Origin of the sequence: Bacteroides sp. MSB163 (genome assembly GCF_036416795.1) — a bacterium.
Lineage (GTDB): Bacteria > Bacteroidota > Bacteroidia > Bacteroidales > Bacteroidaceae > Bacteroides > Bacteroides maternus.
Map to the genome: position 1 here is coordinate 5,084,541 of NZ_CP143867.1, position 22,064 is coordinate 5,106,604.

Sequence of the window (22,064 nt, forward strand, 5' to 3'; positions counted from 1 at the left end):
ACATTACGTGGGCGCAGATCTGATATGGTAACGTCTCCATTTGAATATTCAGCTTCACCTGTTTTATTGAAGCCAAGAGCCTGCATATAGTTACCAATCTCTTCTGGAGTGGCAAACTCTGCATTATCTATATATTCTTGTTTATATATTGGATAAATGGCACCGCCATTACCAAACCTGTAAAACCAACTAATTCATACTTTGTCTGCGGAAAAAGCTCATTATGAAGGTCAATGCGTTTGAATAATTCTGGAAGATTCTTACTGTTTACCAAGTTATTCATCTTGTAAACAGCATCGTTTTCTCGATCTAAATAAGTATCATTTTCATTTCCGCTAAGGAATGGTGTACCGAGGTTGGAAAGATTTTGTATAGGAGTCCACAAGCCGCTTTCTTTGGCCTGTGCCTCGATCATTTGATTTACTTCTTGCTGGTGACCTCTGCCTCTTTCGCTTTCCGATGCATTTCTTGATGCCTCTTCAATTCTTCGTCGTAATTGATAGACCGGTTCTTCCTGTTCGCCAGATATTTCAAGCAACGTTCCGTGCTCTCCTTGTGGAATTGATTCAGATACTTCGTCATTTTCGTTAACTTTTTGATTGTCACCTTGCAAAGATACAGAATTGTCCTCAGAGTTCAAAGTATTGTTACCATTTTCCTGAATAGAAGAAGATGGTTCTACAACAGACAAATCACTGACTGTAGGTTGTTCTGTATTTAATAGCTTCCGCGTATCTATGTTTTCTAATTGTTCATTTGGGATAACTCCGTTATTTTGTTCTTCACCTTCGCTATTCTCTGTTGCAGCAACTTCCGATGTTCCGGGTTCTCCGTGCTGCTTAACTTCTTCTCCAGATAACGGAGATTGATTTTCTCGGCTATCCTCTGTCTGTCTTTCTGTTCCATTGTTATTTTCAATTTGTGAGTAAATGTCATCTAATTCATCAGCAGTAAAACCACCATGATACAGTTCCGAGTTATTCTCTTCCATAGACTGAATTATAGCTTCATCTGCAGCTTCTTCATCAAACTCATTACGGAACTGATCGTATTGCTGAATGTAATCATCTAAAGCCTCATAATAGCTATCGGTGCGCTGCGTATCAGAAGCATCCATATCAGCAGTCAAAGCCTCCTCTATTTCATTCTTCTGTTTATCTGTCAATTTATCTATTTTTTGATCCGTCTCTTTCAGTTTGATGTACAACCGACCTGTGTTACTTTCCGGACCACCAACAGGAATACCCATTTCTTTGGTGGCTATCTCACTGAACTTGGAAGATAAAGAGCGCATTGTATCTGATACCTGACTGACATGGTTCGAAGGATTAGTAAGCATGAAATCAACTATATCCTGTTCTGTCACCTCTACCCCATTTTCACTTAATTCCTGAGCAATAGTATCTATTTCTTGACCGTCTTTTCTTAGCCAACCTTTCGCTAAAGCACCAGTTATCTGATTACGATCGCCAAAGCGATTAAAAGAAGAAGTACTAACTTTTCTACCAAGTAACTCACGTTGCCATGGTTTCAATGTCTGTTCATGGCTGGCCAGGTCCTTAGCGGCAGAATAAGCACCAAGAACCTCATTGGCATCATCTGAGTTATCAGCAACCCAACTAATATAATCCTCATCAGTACGCACTTCTTCCGGTACCTGTGAAGTCTCCATACTCTCAGAAGTATCTGATTGTTCAGGAACGACGCTCTGGAAGAAAGTATTCAATTCGTCCAGCTCTTTCTTTTTAGATCGTATGAGATCACGTAATTCGACGCGTTCACCTCCAGTTGCTTTTGCCAGGCGAGCATTAATTTTTTCAAGTTCTTCATTCTTCGCTGCAACATCGCCTTTCAAATCCTCGATAGCCACTTCGGGAGAGTCAACAGCACTGGTATAGTCAAACTGTTGCTGTGGTGTCATACTTTTATAGTCAATGCTTCCGTCCTTCTTCTTGGGAAGGGTATCAAGAACCTTTTGCAATCTTTGTTCCGGTGTTTCTTCCTTGACTGATTCTTCCTCAACAGAAACAGACACCTGGTCCGTTTCTTCTTGAATTGTTTCAGATTCCAATGATGTATCTTCCTTTTGCTGGGTTTCTTCTTGCAAAGAGGCTGGAACAATATCATCTTGCCACATTTCGGACTCTTTCAGACTATAATAATCATCAATACTAATTGGACGTTCATCTCCATTCTCGATATCTATTTCACCGGCATCATCCAACTTTATAGCCATTACACTTTGACCTGGGTCATCCATATTATCACCCTCTATTAGATAGCGACTACCATCCATCATAACAGTTTCTCCACGAACAGGTGCAGGAATATCAGGAGAACGGAGGCTTTCTTCCTCATTAGTGACGAAATCTTGTTCAGCATTAACCTCAGACTGAACAATCATATAATCAATAGGGACCTCGGACAGAACGCTATCAAAGTCCTCAGCCTGGGCCATCTTTCGCTCACCGGTTTCATCGACATAATAAATAGTCTCGCTTGAATTGTCCCGATCCAGAAAGCCATCCTCACCAAATGACAGATTACCACCTACAAGATAAACTGGATTATCGGCAAACTTATGTTTAGCCTGAATAACAAGGCCTGTTTCTGGATTACTAATCCTTTCGACGTCGGCCATTGCCTGTTCGCGGGCCTGCATCTTTGCCTCTTCCTTTCTTTTGTTGGTATGATCGACGTACTGCGAGAATATCTCCTTCGCCGGAAGATAATCTGCCAGAGCCGAAACCTGCTGTTCACTCAGGTTATTGGCCGATGCAAACTGCCCAAGGTCTGATACTGCATCCAACTGAGAAACAATTCCCTTAGGCAAGAGACTATTTACTTTTCTCTCAGCTCGTTTAAAATTGCGGTAAATATCAATCTTATTTGCTTCAATATCTTCAGGAGTAATGCCAGCAGACACATCTTCATTCTGCACATCTTCTAGTGCCCTTTCTTCCTGCATATCCTGAACAGCAAAGACACGTTCTTTCTTTTCTTCCTGAGTTAGTTTTTCATCTGCGAGCGTCCTTTTAATAAATGCTTTAGTCGTTTCTTTGTCACCGGCATTTATTACTTGCTGCAATTCATCAAATAAAGCTTGGTCTTCCTCATTCAGCCCTTCTTTAAACCTGTGTAAGTTCCTCTGAGTAGTATATTTCTCACGTGCCATTCCCCCAAGTCCTAGCAGACCAAAGGCAGCAGACGTCGGTGCAAGTCCCAGAAATGTATCAATGTTGTTGTCTAAATCTGTAGCTTGTTCAACAGTCATCTCTCCCAGTGGAATGTTGGCAAAGTTGTTGTATACCTCTTCGGCATATTCTCCTAACAGCCCATGAAACTGTGTACGTTCAGCAACGTTTTTGATAGTAGGATTATTCTTTATCTTGCTGATGAACTGCACAATCTCGCTATTAGAAAGTTTAGAAAAGCCAGGAATAAACTTGTTCAGTGCTTCTTTTGCCAACTTGCCACCACCAGCGAACGCATTGAAAAACATTTCTGACTGATTTTCAAGAAAATTAGAGATAGCAGATTTGCCCAAGGCTTCACCGAAATTCATGCTATTCTCGCGACCTGCATACTTAATATCACCATCCTCGACTTTCGCTTGGACATCACCAATCATCCGTTCGTTGGTTCCAGAAGCAACACGCCCTATACTTGTAGTAGCTGTCATCCCAGCAGCGGCTGCGGCATCACCGACCAATCGGCTCGTAACCTTTGCCACATTACTTGTTGCTGCACGTCCGAAAGCATTCAATGCTCCTCTTCCAGCAGCTTCCGCCGAAGCACGTCCAAACCGTTTCAATCCATGTTTCAAAAGACCTTTTGCCAACGCATTACCGGAGCTTGAAATAGGATTGACTGCAAACTCTAACATAAATGGTATACTTTGAGCCGTTGTACTGCCGACTTTATATCCTCTACTCATATCTGATGAGAAATAAGCCTGTGTAGCCATATTTACGGCCGCAGCATCAAGTAACTTCGATTCTTCCGGGGAAAGTTCTTCTCCACTCTCTTCTTTCTCAATCGCCTTTCTAAGCAAACCGGAATATGCCGTATCTGTAAGTCCCATAGTCCAGTTGTCTGTATCCATAAACTTATCTTTGAAACCTCTACCAAGTGAAGAGAAAAAGCCCGTATCTCCTTTCTTTGCCTCTTCTACAAGCTTGTTAGCATCATCAAGTAAGTTCTTCGCAGCATGGAGCGATGTATAACGATCCTGCGTCTCTTTGGTATCACCATTACCAAACCTTTGTGCGGCACCAACGGCAGAAGAAGGTATGAAAGCGGAACCGGCAGGCATAGGTACCGGCTCTCTCTCTTTGTTCAATTCACTATCAATCTCACCCAACTGACCACTGATATAATTCGAGAAGAAGTCTTTTTCATCATTCTTCCTTTTCTCTATTGCGGCACTGTATTGCTTCGATTGCTCTTCCGGAGTCATCTGTTGATAATCTGCATAGGGCACACCAAATATCATTGTTTCCTCACCTTTACCCTCAACGTATGGAGATTTCGGACGTGGTTGTGGCTGTTGCAATTGTTGTTGTCCTGGATGAGGAACAGTAACAGCTGGTATCTGACTATTACTCATAGCTTTGTCAAAAGCATCATAATCCCCAATATCTACACCTTTACTTTTTGCAGTATTATACAACCAGTCTTTATTTGCATCTACATTTTTATCAAATTCCTCATAGGCGCCCATTTGAACGCCTTTGTTCGTAAGTACATCATAAAGCCACTTACGATTTTCATTCATGTTTACTTCAGCCATGGTGCTTTATTATTGGATGATTGATTGTTACTAATCCACGGAGCAACTTCTTTCTTATCTGTTGCCCCTCCTAACTTAAACCCTCTACTTTTCAGTTCTTCGGCTGGTATCATACCGTTCTGCAATGCATAGGCGGCAGCAGCTTGCCAGTCTGTTTTAGTTTTAGTGATATTTTCCTTATCGTCCCTCTCATAAGTAACGAACGGAGCCAAGTCGTCCTCTCCCATTCCAGATCCGAGCACAATTTGTTGGGCTTCATTTGGAGTAAGTCTTGTATTACGAGTATAGACATTACCATCACCTCCAATAACACTATCCACAATCTTGGAATTATTGCTATTTTCTTTTGTTTCAATCTCGTTTAATCTATACTTATGGTTGAGTACAGCAAGTTCTTTCGCATCCTTAGCCTTTATTGCTTGTTGCTGTAAGGCCTGTTTCCCTTTAGCATCCAACATTCCTATTTGGAATGCCTGGTCTATCTGTTTTAAGGTCAAATCACGGTTATATTTCAACTCTGTAGCTGCCTTTGCCGCCTCTTGTTTGCGTTCATACAAATCGTCTGCACGTTTATTCTCATAGTCTTTAAAAATGGCAGAGAGAGACTTATTTTGAAAGTCAGCATCATTCGCGCGTTTAGCATCCCGAAGACGTTGTAACCGTTCGTTATACTTAGGTACCTGCGAATTTATCGGAGCGAATTGCCGGGCACCTTTTGAAGAAGCGAACATTTGGCCACCCAAATTTGCAATGTCCCCCAACAGAGAAAGAGCACGTTCCCGTCGAGTAATCTTCTCTTCTTTTTCAAGATCCGGCTTCCGGTAGAAGTCCTTGAAAAAGCCATAAAGACCTTTCTGGCCAATCGCAGCCGCATAATTGGGCTGTTCAGGAGTAGCAGGTCTTATTTCAGATACAACATGAGCAACAGGTTGAGCAGGTGCTATAACCTCATCCATTGAGGCAGGTTTCGGTATATGAGGACCAGCCGGTCTTATTTCAGAAACTTTATGTCCTTCAGGTACTACCGGAGCTACAACTTCATCCATCGAAGCCAGAGCTGGTTTATTAAGATATTCTAGTAATGCCATACGTCTACCCTTTCTTATCCAACAGGCTCAGAGCTGAGCTAATTAACGATCCACTATTACCCAATAACTGCGTACCACCCGCTTCGTTTGCCTGCAGTTGAGCCATCTGTTGCTGCATTAATGCATTATCATTAGCTTGTTTCTGAGCATCGACCTGCCTTTTTATAGCATCACCACGAGTCGCAAGATTTCCAACAACTTCTCCCATCATCTTCTGGTCATTTTCCTGTTGTGCAAGCACAGCCTCCGGAGTACCTCCTGTAACAGCGGCAGTTGCTTGTGCTTCTTGATTTCTACGACGCAATGTATCTTCCACTCTCTTTATAGCAGACTGAGCCTCTTTACTATCTAAGTAGTTCTGATAGTAGTTACGGTTATACCAAGCCTCATTCTTATTACGCTGTTGGTTAAGCATCTGCTGTTGGGCATTGGCCGCTTTTGCCGCCTTGCTTGCTCCCATTACTCCGCCAATCAAACTGGCACCTATTCCAATTGCAGTTCCTATCATAATAGCTATTTTTTTAAGAGCAAAAAAAAGGATTTATCGCCATATCATAGTTGCGCTTTTACAACAATAATATGCTGTATTACAATTATATTTGTGATTTAATTAAATTATCACTTAAACAATTACAATCCACATGAAGAAACTCATAAAGAAAAAGAAGAACTCATACACTGAAGAAGAAAAGATACAGGCTGTAAGACTATTGAAGGAAAACAACTTCAATCATTACCTCACAGCCGCTCAAACTGGTGTGTCTATCTCATCTCTACATAACTGGTCTGCCCGATACATGAACGACATTGATAACACCAATAAGGTACAGATAATAGCCGAAAGTGTAGAGTTGAATCTGGCAAGGGTAAAAACCAACTTTATCAATAAACACTATACCAAAATGAATGAGCTTGCTGAGGAAGCTGTCAAAAAAGCAATCGACCTTGTGAAAGAAGAAACAGACCTCAATAAGGTCAACAACACAATAAAGGTTATTTCTGACTTTTTTAGTAAGATGTCAGATGAAGGAGAAGAAGGAGAAAAAAAAGGCGATAGTTATAATCTCATCCAACAAACAATTATAGCATGCAATTCGATGAACCAACAATAATAATAGCATCTTCGCTGCATGGGCACTATCCAACGTTTTGTGTAAATGATGAATACGGGATTCAGCAATGAGTTCCGTATTTTTATTATTTCTAACTTTGCAAAATGCCGAAGAAAATGACAGTAAAGAATCAAGCAGTGCCCGATGAATTTCTGAGTAAAGAATTTCTGAGCCAATTTAAAACAGAAGCCGATGTAAGCAAGTTCCTCAAACAGCTCCATGCACAAGTATTGGAGAAGATGCTTGAGGGTGAAATGGATGTTCACTTAGGTTATGAAAAGAACTCCGTAAGTGGCAACAACAGTGGCAACTCCCGTAACGGTAAATATCCCAAGAAAATCCAGACCGAACACGGTGAATCCGTCATCTCTGTTCCCCGTGACCGTAACGGTGAGTTCGCTCCTATAGTCGTCCCCAAACATGAGAGCCGTGGCTTATCCATTGAAAAACTCGTCATCTCACTCTATGCCAAAGGAATGAGTGTGTCAGACATCGAGGAAGAGATGCGAGAGATTTATGAAATCGAACTTTCCACTTCCGCCATATCCGTTATCACCAACAAGGTAAACCAGGCGGCACTGGAGTGGCAGAACCGACCTCTTGACCCTGTATATCTGATAGTATGGATGGACGGTATCGTTTTCAAGGTACGTGACAACGGAAAGATTATCAACAAGACGGTGTACCTTTGTGTCGGACTTAAACAGAACGGTTTGAAGGAAGTCTTGGGTATGTGGGTAGGCAAAACGGAAAGTTCCGCTTTCTGGATGGGTGTCCTTACCGACCTGAAGGCACGTGGAGTACAGGATATTCTTATTACCTGCACGGACAATCTGAACGGATTTACCGACACCATACGTAGCGTGTTCCCTCAATCCTCCACACAAATCTGCGTTGTGCATCAAATCAGAAACTCCTGCAAATACGTTGTTTACAAGGACAAGAAGGAGTTTACCGCTGACATGAAGAATATCTACAACGCACCCAACAAGGAAGCTGCTGCCCTTGAACTGGACAATCTGGAAAAGAAATGGGGAGGGAAATATCCTTATGCCATACTTTCATGGAGAAATAACTGGGATGATCTGACCGTGTTTTTCCAGTTCCCTTTGGAAATCAGGAAAATAATCTACACTACCAATCTCATTGAAAATCTGAACGGGAAAATCAGAAAGTACACGAAATCAAAACTTTCCTTTCCTTCTGATGATGCCGTGAAGAAAACGGTCTATCTGTCTCTGATGGAGATTGAAAAGAAATGGACGATGCCTATTTCTAATTGAGGATTGATTATGAATCAATTTATGCTTATATTTGAGCACAGAATTCAGATATAAGGGAATATATACCTGAATCCTGTTTTCTCATTTACACAAAATTGTGGACACTGCCGCTGCATGAAAACTACTTCTCATAAAACTAGGGAAATATGCCGGATATGGTTAATATCCTTTTATCGGCTCTTATTTCCAATTGGGTAGAAAAGCTTAAGACAACCGAATAAACAGCCTTTTCCTTTGCCTTTTCCCTGCTATGATTTATCTTTGTTTCAAAAACAATATGGCATACAATTATGATGAAGAGAGCGTAAAAGCTCTAATTAACTGGGCTGAGACCGCGCAGTTACCCCAAGAGGTAACTTTAAGTGAGGCTGAACATATTACCGACACCAAGATATATGTTCGTGCTAATATCAACGACATTAAGCAACATTACCCAGATGCATTCTATAACCCAGCAATTGACCGACTTTATAGACTGAAGGAATTCGTAGAAGGGACGGCGGAGTAACCGTCCTTTTTTATGCTCTTTGCAAAATTGATGGATCAGTTGGTGCTTTTTTTATAAAGTCATTCTCTATAATATAGGCGTCCATCAGTTTTGCATCATAGGGCTTCAATAAAGATGATATTTCTGCTTTTGATAAATCTGATTTCAACCATTTTTCTTCATCCTCTGGAGATAAGATTGCCGGCATACGGTGCTTGGAGTTGTGGATATAATCAGTCAAAGGATTGGTATCTGTCGTAATGATGGAAAATGTTGTATGTTCCTCTCCAGTCACTTTATCCAGCCAAGTATCATATATTCCGGCCATAGAGAAAATAGGCTCATCTTTCAGATAAATATAGTAGGGTATCTTCTTACTTCCCTCATGTCTCCATTCAAAGTAACCGGTCGATGGCACAATACAACGTTTATTCATAATTGGCTCCCGAAATGAGGGCTTATCGAATATTGTGTCGGCCCGGGCATTAAGTGTCATTCGCCGGATCTCGTCAGCATTAGTTTCGCCTTTCGTCCAAAAAGGAATCAGCCCCCAGTTGAATACCTGAATCTCGCCCAAGCTTGTGATGATTGGATATTTCGGGAAATTGAAAGCATTCACATGATACTGTTCGTTGAGAATATCTTGGTATATCTCAACTATATCCGATTTTCGGCCGTAGCGGGCCGCCAGCTTAATGGCTTTTGCCGACATGGAGTTATGAAAACACATAGCTACTTACATTTGATTGTTAGTACCTCATTTATATCAGTTGTATAACGCTTGGAAAGCTGTTCTTGTTTTAGCTTCCAGTCTCTTCCGTTACCTTGAACCGCCAATTTCACAAGATGCCTATGTTCACCATTAACTTTATCTATGGCTTGCATCAGCTTTTCCCGTTTTTCCCGATCTACTGTGTCGAATAATCCAAGTTGGGCACTTGTTACTATCTCTGTAATGATAACACCGGCTTTCTTGTACTGATAACCTGGCATAAAAATACTCTTTAGTCCTTCAAGAGCATAATGTACTATTTCAAGAGTATCACTCGTAGGTACAGGCAGTTTGATTATTGTGTTCTTCCAATATTGGGGTAGGTCTTCCCGGAAGTTATTCGTGTGGATGAATACCATCAGAGACATTGCGTATGACTTTTGTTGTCTGAGCTTCTTCGCACATGCAGATGCATGCGTAGCGATTGCCTCAGACATAGTATCAATATCTTCTACCATTTTACCGAAAGAGCGGCTGGTACATATTTGTTTCTTGGCAGGCGGTGCACTTTCCATATCAATGCAAGATATTCCTCTCAGTTCTTTCCAGGTACGTTCACCTACAACGGTCATATTCTTTCTAACCCATGAGCCGGGCAGTTGTGTAAAATCAAAAGCGGTCTTCACTCCTTGTTTTTCCAACTTTGCAGCTTGACGACGGCCAATCCCCCATACATCGCCAATCTCAAACAGTTTTAATGCTTTCTCACGCTTTTCTTCAGTATCAATGATGCAGAGACGATTATACGCTGGATACTTCTTTGCAAATTTGTTAGCCATCTTTGCAAGTGTTTTGGTTGGAGCAATACCAAGACTTACAGGTATACCGGTACCACGAGATACTTTCCGTACAATGTTTGCTCCGAGTGATTGCAGGTCTTTAATCCCCGCCAGGTTGAGAAATGCTTCGTCAATAGAATAGACTTCAATTTCAGGCGCCAGCTCTGCTAACATTGACATCACTCGTCCGGACATATCGCCATATAGCACATAGTTAGATGAAAATACAGCTACATCATGTTGCTTTACTAAATCCTTTATTTGGTAAGCTGGCACTCCCATTTTAATACCGAGAACTTTTGCTTCATTGCTCCTGGCTATAACACATCCATCATTGTTTGATAAAACAACGATAGGTTTCCCGTTTAGCGAGGGGGTGAAGACCCTTTCACAACTCGCATAGAAGTTGTTACAGTCTACAAGGCCGAACATTATCTTTTTCTCCGATTCTTTTTTATTGTGTAGGTAACGATACCCCAGACTATAAATTCATTTTCTTTTGTGACTTTTATCAATGGGTAATTAGGATTGGATGGTACCAACCATGCGACATCCGGCTCTAATCGAACTCTCTTAACGGTAAACTCGCCATCTATAAAACAAACAGCCAGATCGTCATCCAGCAATTCCAACGATTTATCAATTATGAGAATGTCTCCTTCTTCAATGCCTTCATCGCGCATTGAGTCACCAACAACACGGCCGTAAAATGTGCTGGCCGGATGCTTTATGAGCTCCTTATTCAAATCTATTGCCTGTTCAAGATAATCTTGTGCCGGGCTAGGAAATCCTGCACGAACCCCTTCGTCTGCATAAGGCAGGGGCAGACTTGAAGAAATGTCAATCTTATGTATTTCTATGTTCCTTTTCATTGTGGCAAATAAACAAAGAAACCTTGTATATAGTTGCCAGTATTTGTATTTTTTACATTCTATTCAGTTAAAAACCTTTCCCTTTCATTCTTTCATAAATAGCTACCTGGTCCTTATCCACATTTTCCACCCGGAACTGTACCATACATCTGTTCGGAATATCATCAGGGAGTTGCCCAACTAATGAAGTGATAACTTCTTCTTTATTATTAAACCCAATATCACAAAGTGAGGCTATCTTTCTTCCACGGAAGAAAGCTTCTCCCCTAACCTGATATTTAGGAGAAATTCTCAGTTCCATGCCATCACTCTCTTCTTTCTTCTTTTCTTCCGGTGCACAGAAAAAAAGAAAATCAATTACTTTCTGATTTAGAACAGAAACAGAAGTATAATCAGGTTTGATATATCCTTGTGTCACCTTGTGAGCAGACGAATGATTCATTGCAAAGCCTACTTCTTCAAGAGTTGCGCCACAATTATTTTGTGCCACAGTCCCCCACGTATGCCGAAAAGTATAACAGCAATATTGTTCCCCCTTTTGCATCCCCAGACTTTTTTCACATAGAATTCTTATACCGATATTCACATTAGCGTTAAAACTGTCTTCACTACTATATCTCTCCGCAAACATGAATAAATAGGGGCTATCAGGCCCAGCCTTGTACTTATCAAAAAGCGGCATTAGTATATCAGGGAGTTTAATTTCAAGATAAGCATGATCACGACGGAACTTCATTGTCTTGCGCCTATTATAGTGTATAATACCATCTCTCAGATCTGCCTTTTTTAAATGGTACAAGTCAACCGTATTAATTCCTGCAAGACACATTATCATCATTGCTACATCTCTACCAAGTTCTGGGACAGACAACTTATAGTTGCTTTCCGGTATTGCGGCAGAGAAGAACTCTCTGACCTTTTCAGGATCAATCGCACGTTTTTCAGGCACATCAGCAGCAGGTATTTTTACCTTCAACCATGGGTTTGTTTTTATCCTTATAAGCCCACGGTCATAATCGTTATACTCAAGTATGGCAGCTTTGAATATTTGCCGAATACAGATTGGGTACATCTCTTTAGCTCTCGCGCTTGACATCAAAGATTGAATCCATCCATCAACAAAATTAGTTGTGAATCGAGAGAACATTAACTTATTTGTTCCAGCATAACGCTCTAAATGTTGATAAGCTAATTCATAGTTCCGGGCATTTCGCTCTTGTCCATTCTTAGCCATCTCAAATTTATATTTGCGAGCATAATCAGAGAAGCAAATATCTTCATCTATCTGCTGGAGAAAGTCTACTACATCATTAATAGTCCACTTCTCCGTATCAACCTTGTTAAGCCGATCAATAAATTCCGTTATCTTATCAATACAGTACTTCAGGACAAAAGTATCTTTCACATCACCAGCAGCACTCAATCCTTTAGAATCTATCAATTTGTCGGTTTTGATATAGGCAGACTTCCGGTTATGAGTCACTCGAATATACACCGGATAGAAGCCATCTTTTCTCTGTTTCTGAACACAAGTTTTAAAAGTTGCCATAATTATATTGATTTACAGTTTAATACATACTCTAAACATGTTCTAAACTCATGCACAAAAATACGAAACAGTTTCTAAACACTACCAACTATTAGGCATATTTTTCGTGCATTTCGTCAATAAAACAAAATAGGCTACACAACCCTCACAAAAGGGTTATATAGCCTATTATCAATTATTTACGGGTTATTATTCCGTTATTTCAGGTCTTCAATAGCTGCCTGCGCCGCCGCTAACCGTGCTATGGGCACTCTGAACGGAGAACAGCTCACATAATTCAAACCAACTTTATGGCAGAACTTCACAGAAGAAGGCTCACCACCATGTTCACCACAGATGCCGCACTTCAAATCCGGACGGATAGCACGACCTTTTTCAGTAGCCATACGTACCAGCTGTCCCACACCGTTTTGGTCGAGAACCTGGAACGGGTCTACTTTCAAGATTTTCTTTTCCAAATAAACCGGGAGGAAGGAAGCAATATCGTCACGTGAATAACCGAATGTCATCTGTGTCAAGTCATTCGTACCGAATGAGAAGAATTCAGCAGAAGAAGCAATACGGTCGGCAGTCAAGGCAGCACGAGGTATTTCAATCATTGTACCCACCTTAAAGTCAATACTGTCACCCACTTCAGCGAAAAGTGCAGCAGCTTCTTCACGAATCACCTTTTCCTGTTCTTTGAACTCATACAGGATACCAGTCAGCGGAACCATGATTTCCGGATGTGTTTCCACGCCTTCCTTCTTCAGTTCCAAAGCAGCACCAAGAATGGCACGCGTCTGCATCTGAGTAATCTCAGGATATGTATTACCCAAACGGCATCCACGGTGTCCCAACATCGGGTTATGTTCGCAAAGCGATTCTACACGTTGCTGGATATAGTGCAGACTAACACCCATAGCATCCGCCATTTCCTGCTGACCTTTCAAATCGTGGGGAACGAACTCATGCAAAGGAGGATCAAGCAGACGAACAGTTACCGGACAACCTTCCATAGCCTGGAAGATACCCTTAAAGTCAGCTTGCTGGTAGGGCAATATCTTAGCCAACGCTTTGCGACGTCCTTCTGCATCTTCCGCAAGAATCATCTCACGCATAGCCTTAATCTTTTCACCTTCAAAGAACATGTGTTCCGTACGGCAAAGACCGATACCAATAGCACCAAAGTTGCGAGCCACAGCAGCATCATGAGGCGTATCCGCATTGGTACGAACCTGAAGTTTCGTATACTTATCAGCCAGATCCATCAGTTCTGCGAAATTTCCTGAAAGTTCAGCTGCTTTCGTTTCTACCTGACCTTTATAAACCACCCCTGTACTACCATTCAATGAAATATAATCGCCTTCTTTCAGCAGAACGCCATCTATTTCTACCGTACGAGCCTTATAGTCAATATTCAAAGCACCAGCACCCGACACACAACACTTACCCATACCACGGGCCACTACTGCTGCATGAGACGTCATACCGCCACGGGCAGTAAGAATACCTTCTGCAACTGCCATACCGGCCAAGTCTTCGGGAGAAGTTTCGATACGTACCATTATAATACGCTTACCGGCAGCATGCCATTCTGCAGCATCATCTGCAAAGAACACAATTTGTCCAGTAGCTGCACCCGGAGATGCAGGAAGACCGCGAGTCAGAACTTTAGCTTGTTTCAAAGCAGTCTTATCAAATACAGGATGAAGTAATTCATCCAATTTATTGGGTTCACAGCGCATCAAAGCTGTTTTTTCATCAATCATCCCCTGATGCAGCAGATCCATTGCAATCTTCACCATAGCTGCACCGGTACGTTTACCGTTACGCGTCTGGAGGAACCAAAGCTTGCCTTCCTGAACGGTAAACTCCATATCCTGCATATCCTTATAGTGGTTTTCCAATTTAGTTTGCAGCATATCCAGCTCCTTGTAGATTTCCGGCATAGCCTCTTCCATGGACGGATATTTGGCTGCACGCTCTTCTTCGCTAACGCCTGCAAGTTCTGCCCAGCGTTGCGAACCGACCTTTGTAATCTGTTGCGGAGTACGGATACCTGCCACAACGTCTTCACCCTGTGCATTGATCAGGTATTCACCATTAAACAAGTCTTCACCCGTACCGGCATCGCGGCTGAAGCAAACACCTGTAGCTGAAGTTTCGCCCATATTACCGAATACCATTGCCTGTACGTTGACAGCTGTACCCCACTCATCGGGTATGCTTTCCATCTTACGATACAGAATAGCACGTTCGTTCATCCAAGAGTTAAATACTGCGCAAACAGCCCCCCACAACTGCTCATAGGCACAAGCCGGGAAATCTTTTCCGGTTTGCTCCTTCACGGCAGCTTTAAACTTCTTCACCAATTCTTTGAGGTCTTCCACTTCCAATTCGTTATCCAGCTTCACACCTTTCGCATGCTTCACTTCTTCAATGATAGCTTCGAACGGATCGATATCCTCCTTATTAGTCGGCTTCATACCCAAAACCACGTCACCATACATCTGTACGAAACGACGGTAAGAGTCCCATGCAAAACGGGCATTGCCAGTTTTACGTGTCAATCCTTCTACCACTTCATCGTTCAGGCCCAGATTAAGAATTGTGTCCATCATACCCGGCATGGAGGCGCGAGCACCGGAACGTACTGAAACCAGTAAGGGATTTTCTATATCACCGAACTTAGAAGACATCAATTCTTCCACTCTTGCTATGGCGCTTTCTACTTCGCCTTTCAACAGGGCAACAACTTTTTCCTGCCCCATCTCATTATATTCGGTACAAACTTCAGTCGTGATTGTAAAACCGGGAGGAACCGGAACCCCAATAAGGTTCATCTCGGCAAGGTTGGCACCTTTACCCCCCAAAAGATTTTTCATGTCAGCTTTTCCTTCTGCCTGACCGTTACCAAAGGTATAAACTCTTTTCTTGTCCATAATATAAATTTAAGTTTCTCAATTGTGATTTTTTCTGTTCGCAAATCTAAGTATATTTCGCATACTAGAAAACTTTTTGAGAAAAAACTTTCTATCAAAATGCAATTTCGACATTGCAATCTTTAATATTTCACTTCATAGAGAGAATTCCCGAAAAAATGTCTATTTTTGCAGAATAATTTATTAGACTGGTGTAAAAGTGGCAAGAAATAGAAAAGAGCTTCCTCTACTGGAGAAAGTGACAATAACGGATGTGGCTGCCGAAGGAAAAGCCATCGCAAAGGTTAATGATTTGGTTATTTTCGTACCTTATGTCGTTCCCGGAGATGTAGTAGACCTGCAAATTAAGAGAAAAAAGCATCATTATGCTGAAGCTGTAGTAGTGAAGTTCCACGAATATTCTCGTGAAAGAGCTGTCCCATTTTGCCAACATTATGGCGTATGTGGCGGTTGCAAATGGCAAGTTCTTCCCTATTCTGAGCAAATCAAGTACAAGCAAAAACAAGTAACGGACAACCTTACCCGCATCGGAAAAATCGAACTTCCGGAAATTTCTCCGATCCTCGGTTCAGAGAAAACACAATTCTACAGAAATAAACTGGAGTACACATTTTCTAACAAACGTTGGTTGACGGAAGAAGAAATAAAACAAAACGTGGTATACGAACAGATGAATGCCGTAGGTTTCCATATCCCCAACGCTTTCGATAAAGTACTGGCTATAGAGAAGTGCTGGTTACAAGATGACATATCCAACCGTATCCGCAATGCCATACGTGATTATGCTTACGAACACAATTATTCCTTCATCAACCTTCGCACACAGGAAGGCATGTTGCGCAACATGATCATCCGCACATCTACCACCGGAGAATTAATGGTTATCCTCATAGCTAAAATAGAAGAAGAGGGAGAAGAATTAAGATTATTCAAGCAACTCCTGCAATATGTAGCAGATACATTCCCTGAAATCACCTCTCTCCTATACATTATTAATAATAAACGTAATGATACCATTACCGACCTGGATGTGTACACTTTCAAGGGGAAAGATCACATCTTCGAAGAGATGGAAGGATTACGCTTCAAAATAGGTCCTAAATCATTCTATCAGACAAACTCCGAACAAGCATACAATCTTTATAAGATAGCACGCAACTTCGCCGGACTGACCGGTAAGGAGCTGGTTTACGATCTTTATACAGGTACAGGAACCATTGCCAACTTTGTTTCCAAACAAGCCCGCCAGGTTATTGGTATCGAATATGTACCCGAAGCTATCGAAGATGCAAAGGTAAATGCAGAAATCAACGGGATTAAGAATACATTATTCTTTGCCGGTGATATGAAAGACATGCTGACTCAGGATTTTATCAATCAATATGGCCGCCCGGATGTTATCATTACTGATCCTCCGCGTGCAGGAATGCATCAGGATGTGGTAGATGTTATCCTGTTTGCCGAACCGAAACGTATCGTATATGTAAGTTGCAATCCTGCCACACAGGCACGCGATCTGCAACTGCTCGACGTAAAATATAAAGTAAAAGCCATACAACCGGTAGATATGTTCCCCCACACCCACCACGTAGAAAACGTAGTGCTCCTGGAATTAAGAAATGAAGACTGAGAATTTTATCACTAATCACTAACCATTAATCACTATCAACGTGGCAAAAGGAAAAATAGTAGCGCGAGCCCGCACCCAATATACGGACTACACAGTAAACGAACCGATGGAACTTATGGAGTTTCTGGCAGCCAAGATGCCGGATGCCAGCCGTACCAAACTAAAATCATTGCTCAGCAAGCGAGTGGTATTCGTAGACAGTGTGATAACCACTCAATATAATTTCCCGTTAAAACCGGGTATGAAAGTACAAATCAGTCGTGATAAAGGCAAGAAAGAATTCCATAATAACCTGCTGAAGATTGTATATGAGGATGCATATATCATAGTGGTGGAAAAGATGCAAGGCCTGCTGTCAGTCAGCAGTGAACGCCAGAAGGAACGTACAGCATATCATATTCTAAATGAATATGTTCAACGCTCTAATGGACGTGGTAACAGCGTGTACATCGTTCATCGCCTCGATCGTGACACTTCCGGACTGATGATGTTTGCAAAGGATGAAAAAACGCAGCGCACATTGCGCGACAACTGGCATGAGATTGTAACCGACCGTCGCTATGTAGCCGTAGTCACAGGAGAAATGGAAAAGAATGCAGGTTGTGTCATATCCTGGCTTACTGATCGTACGCTTTATGTTTATTCCAGTCCAACAGATGACGGAGGGCAGAAAGCAATCACACACTATCGCACAATTAAGCGTGCCAACGGTTATTCTCTTGTAGAGTTGGATCTTGAGACCGGTCGTAAGAACCAAATTCGTGTGCACATGCAGGACTTAGGGCATCCTATTATTGGTGATGGCCGCTACGGAATAGAAGACGTAAACCCCATTGGACGCTTGGCCCTTCATGCTTTCAAGCTTTGTTTCTACCATCCGGTTACAGGAGAGTTGATGAAGTTTGAAACGCCTTATCTGAATGAATTCAAGAAGTTATTTCTGAAGAAATAATATAAAAAAACGCAGATTGAAAAGTTTTACTCTCATCAATCTGCGTTTTTTATGTAATAAAATATAATTTATCGAACACGACGCATATAAAAGCTTTGCCCATTCATATCGTCCTTGTATTCCCTCCAACTATTATACCAAGTGCCGCTAAAAGTATTGGCATCAGCCTGAGCTCCCCAAATATAAGCCATACTGCCGTCATCCAAAAATTCCAATTCCATCAAATTATACACTCCTTCAACCCAGTACCATCTAAAAATAAGATAGTTCGGGTCACCTTTTGAGCCAATAGTACCTTGATATCGCTCATTAAATGTCATGACTGTTCCTCTCCCCCAAGTGTACGCTCCAAAATCAATCTCTTCAGAAGTATACCACTCACCTGGTAAATTGTATTCAGTCTCTTCCTGATCATCACAAGCTGTAAGCCCAATGAAAAGGACTGAAAGAAAAAATAGCTTATAAATTAAGCGTTTCATAAGGCATTATTATTAAAAATTAGTACCTACCATCATCACAATCATTCCATTCAATTTGCCGGATAAATAGTTCTCACGTACCCATACATTATCAAAGTACTTTATTTCACCGGCACCATAGTTCAAAATCAAACCCTCCATTGTCTTATCTATCCATTTCCACGTAAAAGTACGTGAAGTTGTTTCATAAGGGCGACTTTCTCCACTACGATAATATTCCCAAATCTCTTGACCAGAATAATCAGCCTTAGCAAATTTTAATTGATGACTACATAACACTTCAACACCGTCTTTGTTCTCTGTTGTGTATTCTTCCACCCATTTTTTTGCGCATAGTTTTTCATCACTGTTTCTCAAATAATCGTCAGTGTAATACTCATCACCACATGATGACACCCCCATGACAATCATCAGTAAAAAAAGTATTTTTCCAACATTCAAAGTTTTCATAATTCGTTTCGTTTAGTTAATACTTGCGGACAAAAATACGAAAAGATATTGAAATGTTTTAATATTTCGCCTGATATTTCTTGTAGAAGATCAGAAACAGGATAAAACCTACCATAGCGAAAGGCACTCCAGCCAGTGCCGGATAACGGTATCCACCACTAATGGCTAATCCTCCCACATAGGCTCCAATAGCATTTCCGAGATTGAATGCTACCTGTACACAGGCTGCTCCCAACATCTCTCCCCCTTTTGCCACACGGATTATCAGCACCTGTTCCGGACTGGAAACCGCAAACAGACCGGCCGTACAAAGACACATCAGCAATGCAGATAACCACGGGTAAGGAGACAAGAAGAATATCAACAGCAATACAATACAGATCATAGCCTGCACAGTAGTCCCCACTTTCCCGGGAGTATAACGGTCGGAAAGCCGTCCGCTAACCAGATTACCTACCACCATACCAAAGCCCGCCAATACCATCAGCGCGGTAATGCTTTCCGCAGTAAATCCGGACACCTCCGTCAGCAACGGATTGATATAACTATACCAGCAGAAAACACCTCCGTTTCCTAAAGCCGTTGCACCCAAGATCAGCCAGGGAGCCGGTGTTTTCAGAAATTGGAATTGCCCCTTGAATCCTGTATCTTTCAATCCTTCCACATGAGGCACCCAACGCCAGATATAATAAAGTATAATCACGCCCCAACAACCCACCAATAAGAAAGTGACACGCCAGGAAATGGAATTGCTCAAAGAAGTACCCAGTGGAACTCCGAACAGATTGGCTATGGTCATCCCCGCTATCATTATTGATACAGCCTCGGAACCCTTTCCTTTATCAGCCAACTTTTCCGCCACAATAGAGGCTACTCCGAAATATGCACCATGAGGAAGTCCGGAGATAAAGCGTGCCAGCAATAATACCCAGTAGTTAGGTGCCAGTGCCGCACAGGTATTTCCTATCATCATCAAGGTAACCAATACCAGTAAGATATGTTTTAATGGATGCTTACGGGCTAAGATCAATACAGGTGCACCTACACAAACTCCCAAAGCGTATGCGGAAATAAAATGTCCCGCAACAGGGATGCTGATACCTAAATCTTTAGCCACATCGGGCAAGATACCCATCATGACAAATTCGGCAATCCCTAATCCCAAGGTGCCGAATGCTAATGCGATAAGACTCTTCTTCATGCCTATTTTTACCTACAAAAAACTAATCTTTTACCGGGGCGCAAAGGTAGTGTTTTTTTTATTTCAATGATAAACTATTTGAGTCTCCATTTTGTTTTTATAGATAAACAGAATATAAAGATGAAAACAATTATTATAAGTATTTTTATGGCAATGATGGCAATAGCTGCTCAGGCACAGCAAAAGAGTTTCTACGACTTTACAGTCAAGACCATTGACGGAGAAGATATATCACTTTCCACCTTTAAAGGTAAAAAAGTGCTGGTAGTTAATGTCGCTTCCAAATGTGGATTTACTCCGCAATACGCTAAGCTCGAAGAGTTATATGAGAAGTATGGAAAGGATAATTTTGTAATAATCGGCTTTCCTGCTAATAATTTCCTGAGTCAGGAGCCGGGCAGTAATGAGGAAATCAAAGAATTTTGTACATTGAATTATGGAGTAACCTTTCCTATGATGGCTAAAATCTCTGTAAAGGGAAAAGACATTGCTCCTTTGTATAAATGGTTAACCCAGAAGAGCGAGAACGGTGTGCAAGACGCAAAAGTCGGTTGGAATTTCCATAAATTCCTGATTGATGAAAACGGGAAATGGGTAGCTTCTTATGGTTCAAGTACCAATCCGTTATCGGAGGAAATAGTGAAATGGATTGAAAAGTAACTTTCCAGTCTACTAAAAAAAATAGCCGGGAGTGCAAATCAAATGCACTTCCGGCTTATTTCAAACAGTTCTTATCCTTGCGTCATTGCCTGTACTCCGATTACACCTGCAATGGCAGTGGCTACGGCAATAATCACTTTTAATATCACATTCCAACTCGTTTTCTTCATAGAAATCTTCTTTAGCTTTAATTATTAGTTTTCGTTAACCGAGAGGATTTTCATCCAGTCCTCCGCCGCCCGGGTTGTCTCCCGAACCACTATCCGAACCACCTCCCGTAGGAACATTCGATAACCCTTTCAGATAATCGTCCAAGCTGACCAGATCCAACTTTTCACCGGCACGGGTAGCAGTCTTGGTTATCTTCAACTCCTTATTGGCTTGAAAGCAGATACGGACACTATCCACGCTCTTGGCTGTAATATCCTCCGCCTTATCCGATCCTTTCGACTTGGCAGCCAGCATAAATACGCCCAATCCGGCAATATTCACCGTCTTACCTTCCAACAACTGTTCTTTCAACTTCTCTACAAAGTTCTGTACTACACTTCTGATATCACCGATAGACAGCGATGAACGATCCTGCATCTTTTGGGCAATAAATGCCAGATTCACACTTTGTCCTAAAGTTACTAATTGCGGGAAATACTTTTTGGGAGAATTCTCAACCCGAGGGTCAGACGGTCTCTCCACCGTTCTAAAAATTACACTCATTCTACTTTTTTCATTTAGAGATTTAAATTCCGTTTTAATTCACTTCGCTGATCAACGATAATGCAAAGGTGAGGATTAAATCTCTAATAAAAGAAGGAAAAGGAGCAGTGAGAGCAGTTTTTCTGAGAAAAGTTATAAGTAACAATGAATCAGATCATAAATCAAACACCGACCACTATATATTCATCAATATTCCGCGTCTTCTTACTGAAGTTCACCCCTATCTCCACCAACTGTTTATTATCCAGCAGGAAAGTGTCACCTCACGTTCTTCCCGTCCCCAAACATCTTCCCACAGATTCAGATGTCGGGCAAGCATA

Annotated in this window: 19 protein-coding genes and 1 pseudogene; 6 read left to right on the forward strand and 14 right to left on the reverse strand. The window is 41.6% G+C overall.

The window, feature by feature from the left end; all coding sequences use genetic code 11:
* Positions 1 to 11 precede the first annotated feature (11 nt).
* From VYM24_RS25440 to VYM24_RS19855, 4 genes and pseudogenes are all read right to left on the reverse strand, one after another.
* A pseudogene (locus VYM24_RS25440) lies at positions 12 to 194 on the reverse strand (putative polyvalent protein kinase domain-containing protein); the annotation flags it as partial.
* On the reverse strand, positions 128 to 4,792 hold the full coding sequence (locus VYM24_RS19845) for a putative polyvalent protein kinase domain-containing protein (RefSeq protein WP_330940738.1): 4,665 nt from the start codon (positions 4,790 to 4,792) through the stop codon (positions 128 to 130). The gene VYM24_RS19845 and the pseudogene VYM24_RS25440, both read right to left, overlap by 67 nt.
* Positions 4,780 to 5,880 carry a hypothetical protein gene (locus VYM24_RS19850; RefSeq protein WP_330940739.1) on the reverse strand — a complete coding sequence of 367 codons (1,101 nt, stop codon included), beginning with the start codon at positions 5,878 to 5,880 and terminating at the stop codon, positions 4,780 to 4,782. The genes VYM24_RS19845 and VYM24_RS19850 overlap by 13 nt, the downstream gene beginning before the upstream one ends.
* A 4-nt stretch (positions 5,881 to 5,884) precedes the next feature.
* Positions 5,885 to 6,388 carry a hypothetical protein gene (locus tag VYM24_RS19855; protein WP_044267292.1) on the reverse strand — a complete coding sequence of 168 codons (504 nt, stop codon included), beginning with the start codon at positions 6,386 to 6,388 and terminating at the stop codon, positions 5,885 to 5,887.
* Positions 6,389 to 6,521: 133 nt separating this feature from the next.
* Here VYM24_RS19855 and VYM24_RS19860 point away from each other — a divergent pair, with 133 nt between their 5' ends.
* The 3 genes from VYM24_RS19860 (at position 6,522) to VYM24_RS19870 (ending at position 8,783) form a co-directional block, all read left to right on the forward strand.
* The gene (locus VYM24_RS19860; RefSeq protein WP_044267291.1) at positions 6,522 to 6,992 is read left to right on the forward strand and encodes a transposase; all 471 of its coding nucleotides are present in this window, start codon (positions 6,522 to 6,524) and stop codon (positions 6,990 to 6,992) included.
* A gap of 116 nt (positions 6,993 to 7,108) precedes the next feature.
* Positions 7,109 to 8,275 carry an IS256 family transposase gene (locus VYM24_RS19865; RefSeq protein ID WP_330940740.1) on the forward strand — a complete coding sequence of 389 codons (1,167 nt, stop codon included), beginning with the start codon at positions 7,109 to 7,111 and terminating at the stop codon, positions 8,273 to 8,275.
* Between the two features lie 277 nt (positions 8,276 to 8,552).
* Positions 8,553 to 8,783 (forward strand): DUF6965 family protein, encoded by a 231-nt coding sequence (locus VYM24_RS19870; protein ID WP_044267320.1) that lies wholly within the window; start codon positions 8,553 to 8,555, stop codon positions 8,781 to 8,783.
* A 10-nt stretch (positions 8,784 to 8,793) separates the two neighbouring features.
* On the opposite strand, the gene VYM24_RS19875 is transcribed toward VYM24_RS19870, so the two are convergent.
* The 5 genes from VYM24_RS19875 to ppdK all read right to left on the reverse strand — a co-directional run bounded on the left by VYM24_RS19875 (position 8,794) and on the right by ppdK (position 15,658).
* Positions 8,794 to 9,492 (reverse strand): SOS response-associated peptidase, encoded by a 699-nt coding sequence (locus VYM24_RS19875; protein ID WP_330940741.1) that lies wholly within the window; start codon positions 9,490 to 9,492, stop codon positions 8,794 to 8,796.
* A gap of 2 nt (positions 9,493 to 9,494) precedes the next feature.
* A complete protein-coding gene (locus VYM24_RS19880; protein ID WP_330940742.1) occupies positions 9,495 to 10,745 on the reverse strand; it encodes a Y-family DNA polymerase in 1,251 nt (416 codons plus the stop codon).
* A complete protein-coding gene (gene umuD, locus VYM24_RS19885) occupies positions 10,745 to 11,185 on the reverse strand; it encodes a translesion error-prone DNA polymerase V autoproteolytic subunit (RefSeq protein ID WP_060408184.1) in 441 nt (146 codons plus the stop codon). The genes VYM24_RS19880 and umuD overlap by 1 nt, the downstream gene beginning before the upstream one ends.
* A 67-nt stretch (positions 11,186 to 11,252) precedes the next feature.
* Positions 11,253 to 12,734: a tyrosine-type recombinase/integrase gene (locus VYM24_RS19890; RefSeq protein ID WP_044267286.1), complete on the reverse strand. Its 1,482-nt coding sequence runs from the start codon at positions 12,732 to 12,734 to the stop codon at positions 11,253 to 11,255.
* Between the two features lie 197 nt (positions 12,735 to 12,931).
* The gene (ppdK, locus tag VYM24_RS19895; protein WP_291551429.1) at positions 12,932 to 15,658 is read right to left on the reverse strand and encodes a pyruvate, phosphate dikinase; all 2,727 of its coding nucleotides are present in this window, start codon (positions 15,656 to 15,658) and stop codon (positions 12,932 to 12,934) included.
* A 199-nt stretch (positions 15,659 to 15,857) separates the two neighbouring features.
* Here ppdK and rlmD point away from each other — a divergent pair, with 199 nt between their 5' ends.
* Both rlmD and VYM24_RS19905 read left to right on the forward strand, forming a co-directional pair.
* A complete protein-coding gene (gene rlmD, locus VYM24_RS19900; RefSeq protein WP_330940743.1) occupies positions 15,858 to 17,288 on the forward strand; it encodes a 23S rRNA (uracil(1939)-C(5))-methyltransferase RlmD in 1,431 nt (476 codons plus the stop codon).
* A gap of 40 nt (positions 17,289 to 17,328) precedes the next feature.
* Complete coding sequence (locus VYM24_RS19905) at positions 17,329 to 18,240, forward strand: RluA family pseudouridine synthase (RefSeq protein WP_330940744.1); 912 nt, start codon at positions 17,329 to 17,331, stop codon at positions 18,238 to 18,240.
* Between the two features lie 68 nt (positions 18,241 to 18,308).
* On the opposite strand, the gene VYM24_RS19910 is transcribed toward VYM24_RS19905, so the two are convergent.
* Genes VYM24_RS19910 through araJ form a run of 3 tightly spaced genes read right to left on the reverse strand, consistent with a single transcriptional unit; the run spans position 18,309 to position 20,370 of the window.
* Positions 18,309 to 18,719 carry a hypothetical protein gene (locus VYM24_RS19910; protein ID WP_224319748.1) on the reverse strand — a complete coding sequence of 137 codons (411 nt, stop codon included), beginning with the start codon at positions 18,717 to 18,719 and terminating at the stop codon, positions 18,309 to 18,311.
* A 12-nt stretch (positions 18,720 to 18,731) separates the two neighbouring features.
* Positions 18,732 to 19,169, reverse strand: a complete 438-nt coding sequence (locus VYM24_RS19915) for an EexN family lipoprotein (RefSeq protein WP_195538253.1) — start codon at positions 19,167 to 19,169, stop codon at positions 18,732 to 18,734.
* A gap of 58 nt (positions 19,170 to 19,227) precedes the next feature.
* Positions 19,228 to 20,370, reverse strand: a complete 1,143-nt coding sequence (araJ, locus tag VYM24_RS19920; RefSeq protein WP_291536494.1) for an MFS transporter AraJ — start codon at positions 20,368 to 20,370, stop codon at positions 19,228 to 19,230.
* Positions 20,371 to 20,490: 120 nt separating this feature from the next.
* On the opposite strand from araJ, the gene VYM24_RS19925 reads away from it, so the two are divergent.
* Positions 20,491 to 21,030 (forward strand): glutathione peroxidase, encoded by a 540-nt coding sequence (locus VYM24_RS19925; protein WP_007218048.1) that lies wholly within the window; start codon positions 20,491 to 20,493, stop codon positions 21,028 to 21,030.
* A gap of 71 nt (positions 21,031 to 21,101) precedes the next feature.
* Here the strand turns inward: VYM24_RS19925 and VYM24_RS19930 are convergent, their stop codons facing one another.
* On the reverse strand, positions 21,102 to 21,200 hold the full coding sequence (locus VYM24_RS19930) for a smalltalk protein (protein WP_167332543.1): 99 nt from the start codon (positions 21,198 to 21,200) through the stop codon (positions 21,102 to 21,104).
* A gap of 34 nt (positions 21,201 to 21,234) precedes the next feature.
* On the reverse strand, positions 21,235 to 21,744 hold the full coding sequence (locus VYM24_RS19935) for an HU family DNA-binding protein (protein ID WP_330940745.1): 510 nt from the start codon (positions 21,742 to 21,744) through the stop codon (positions 21,235 to 21,237).
* Positions 21,745 to 22,064 lie beyond the last annotated feature (320 nt).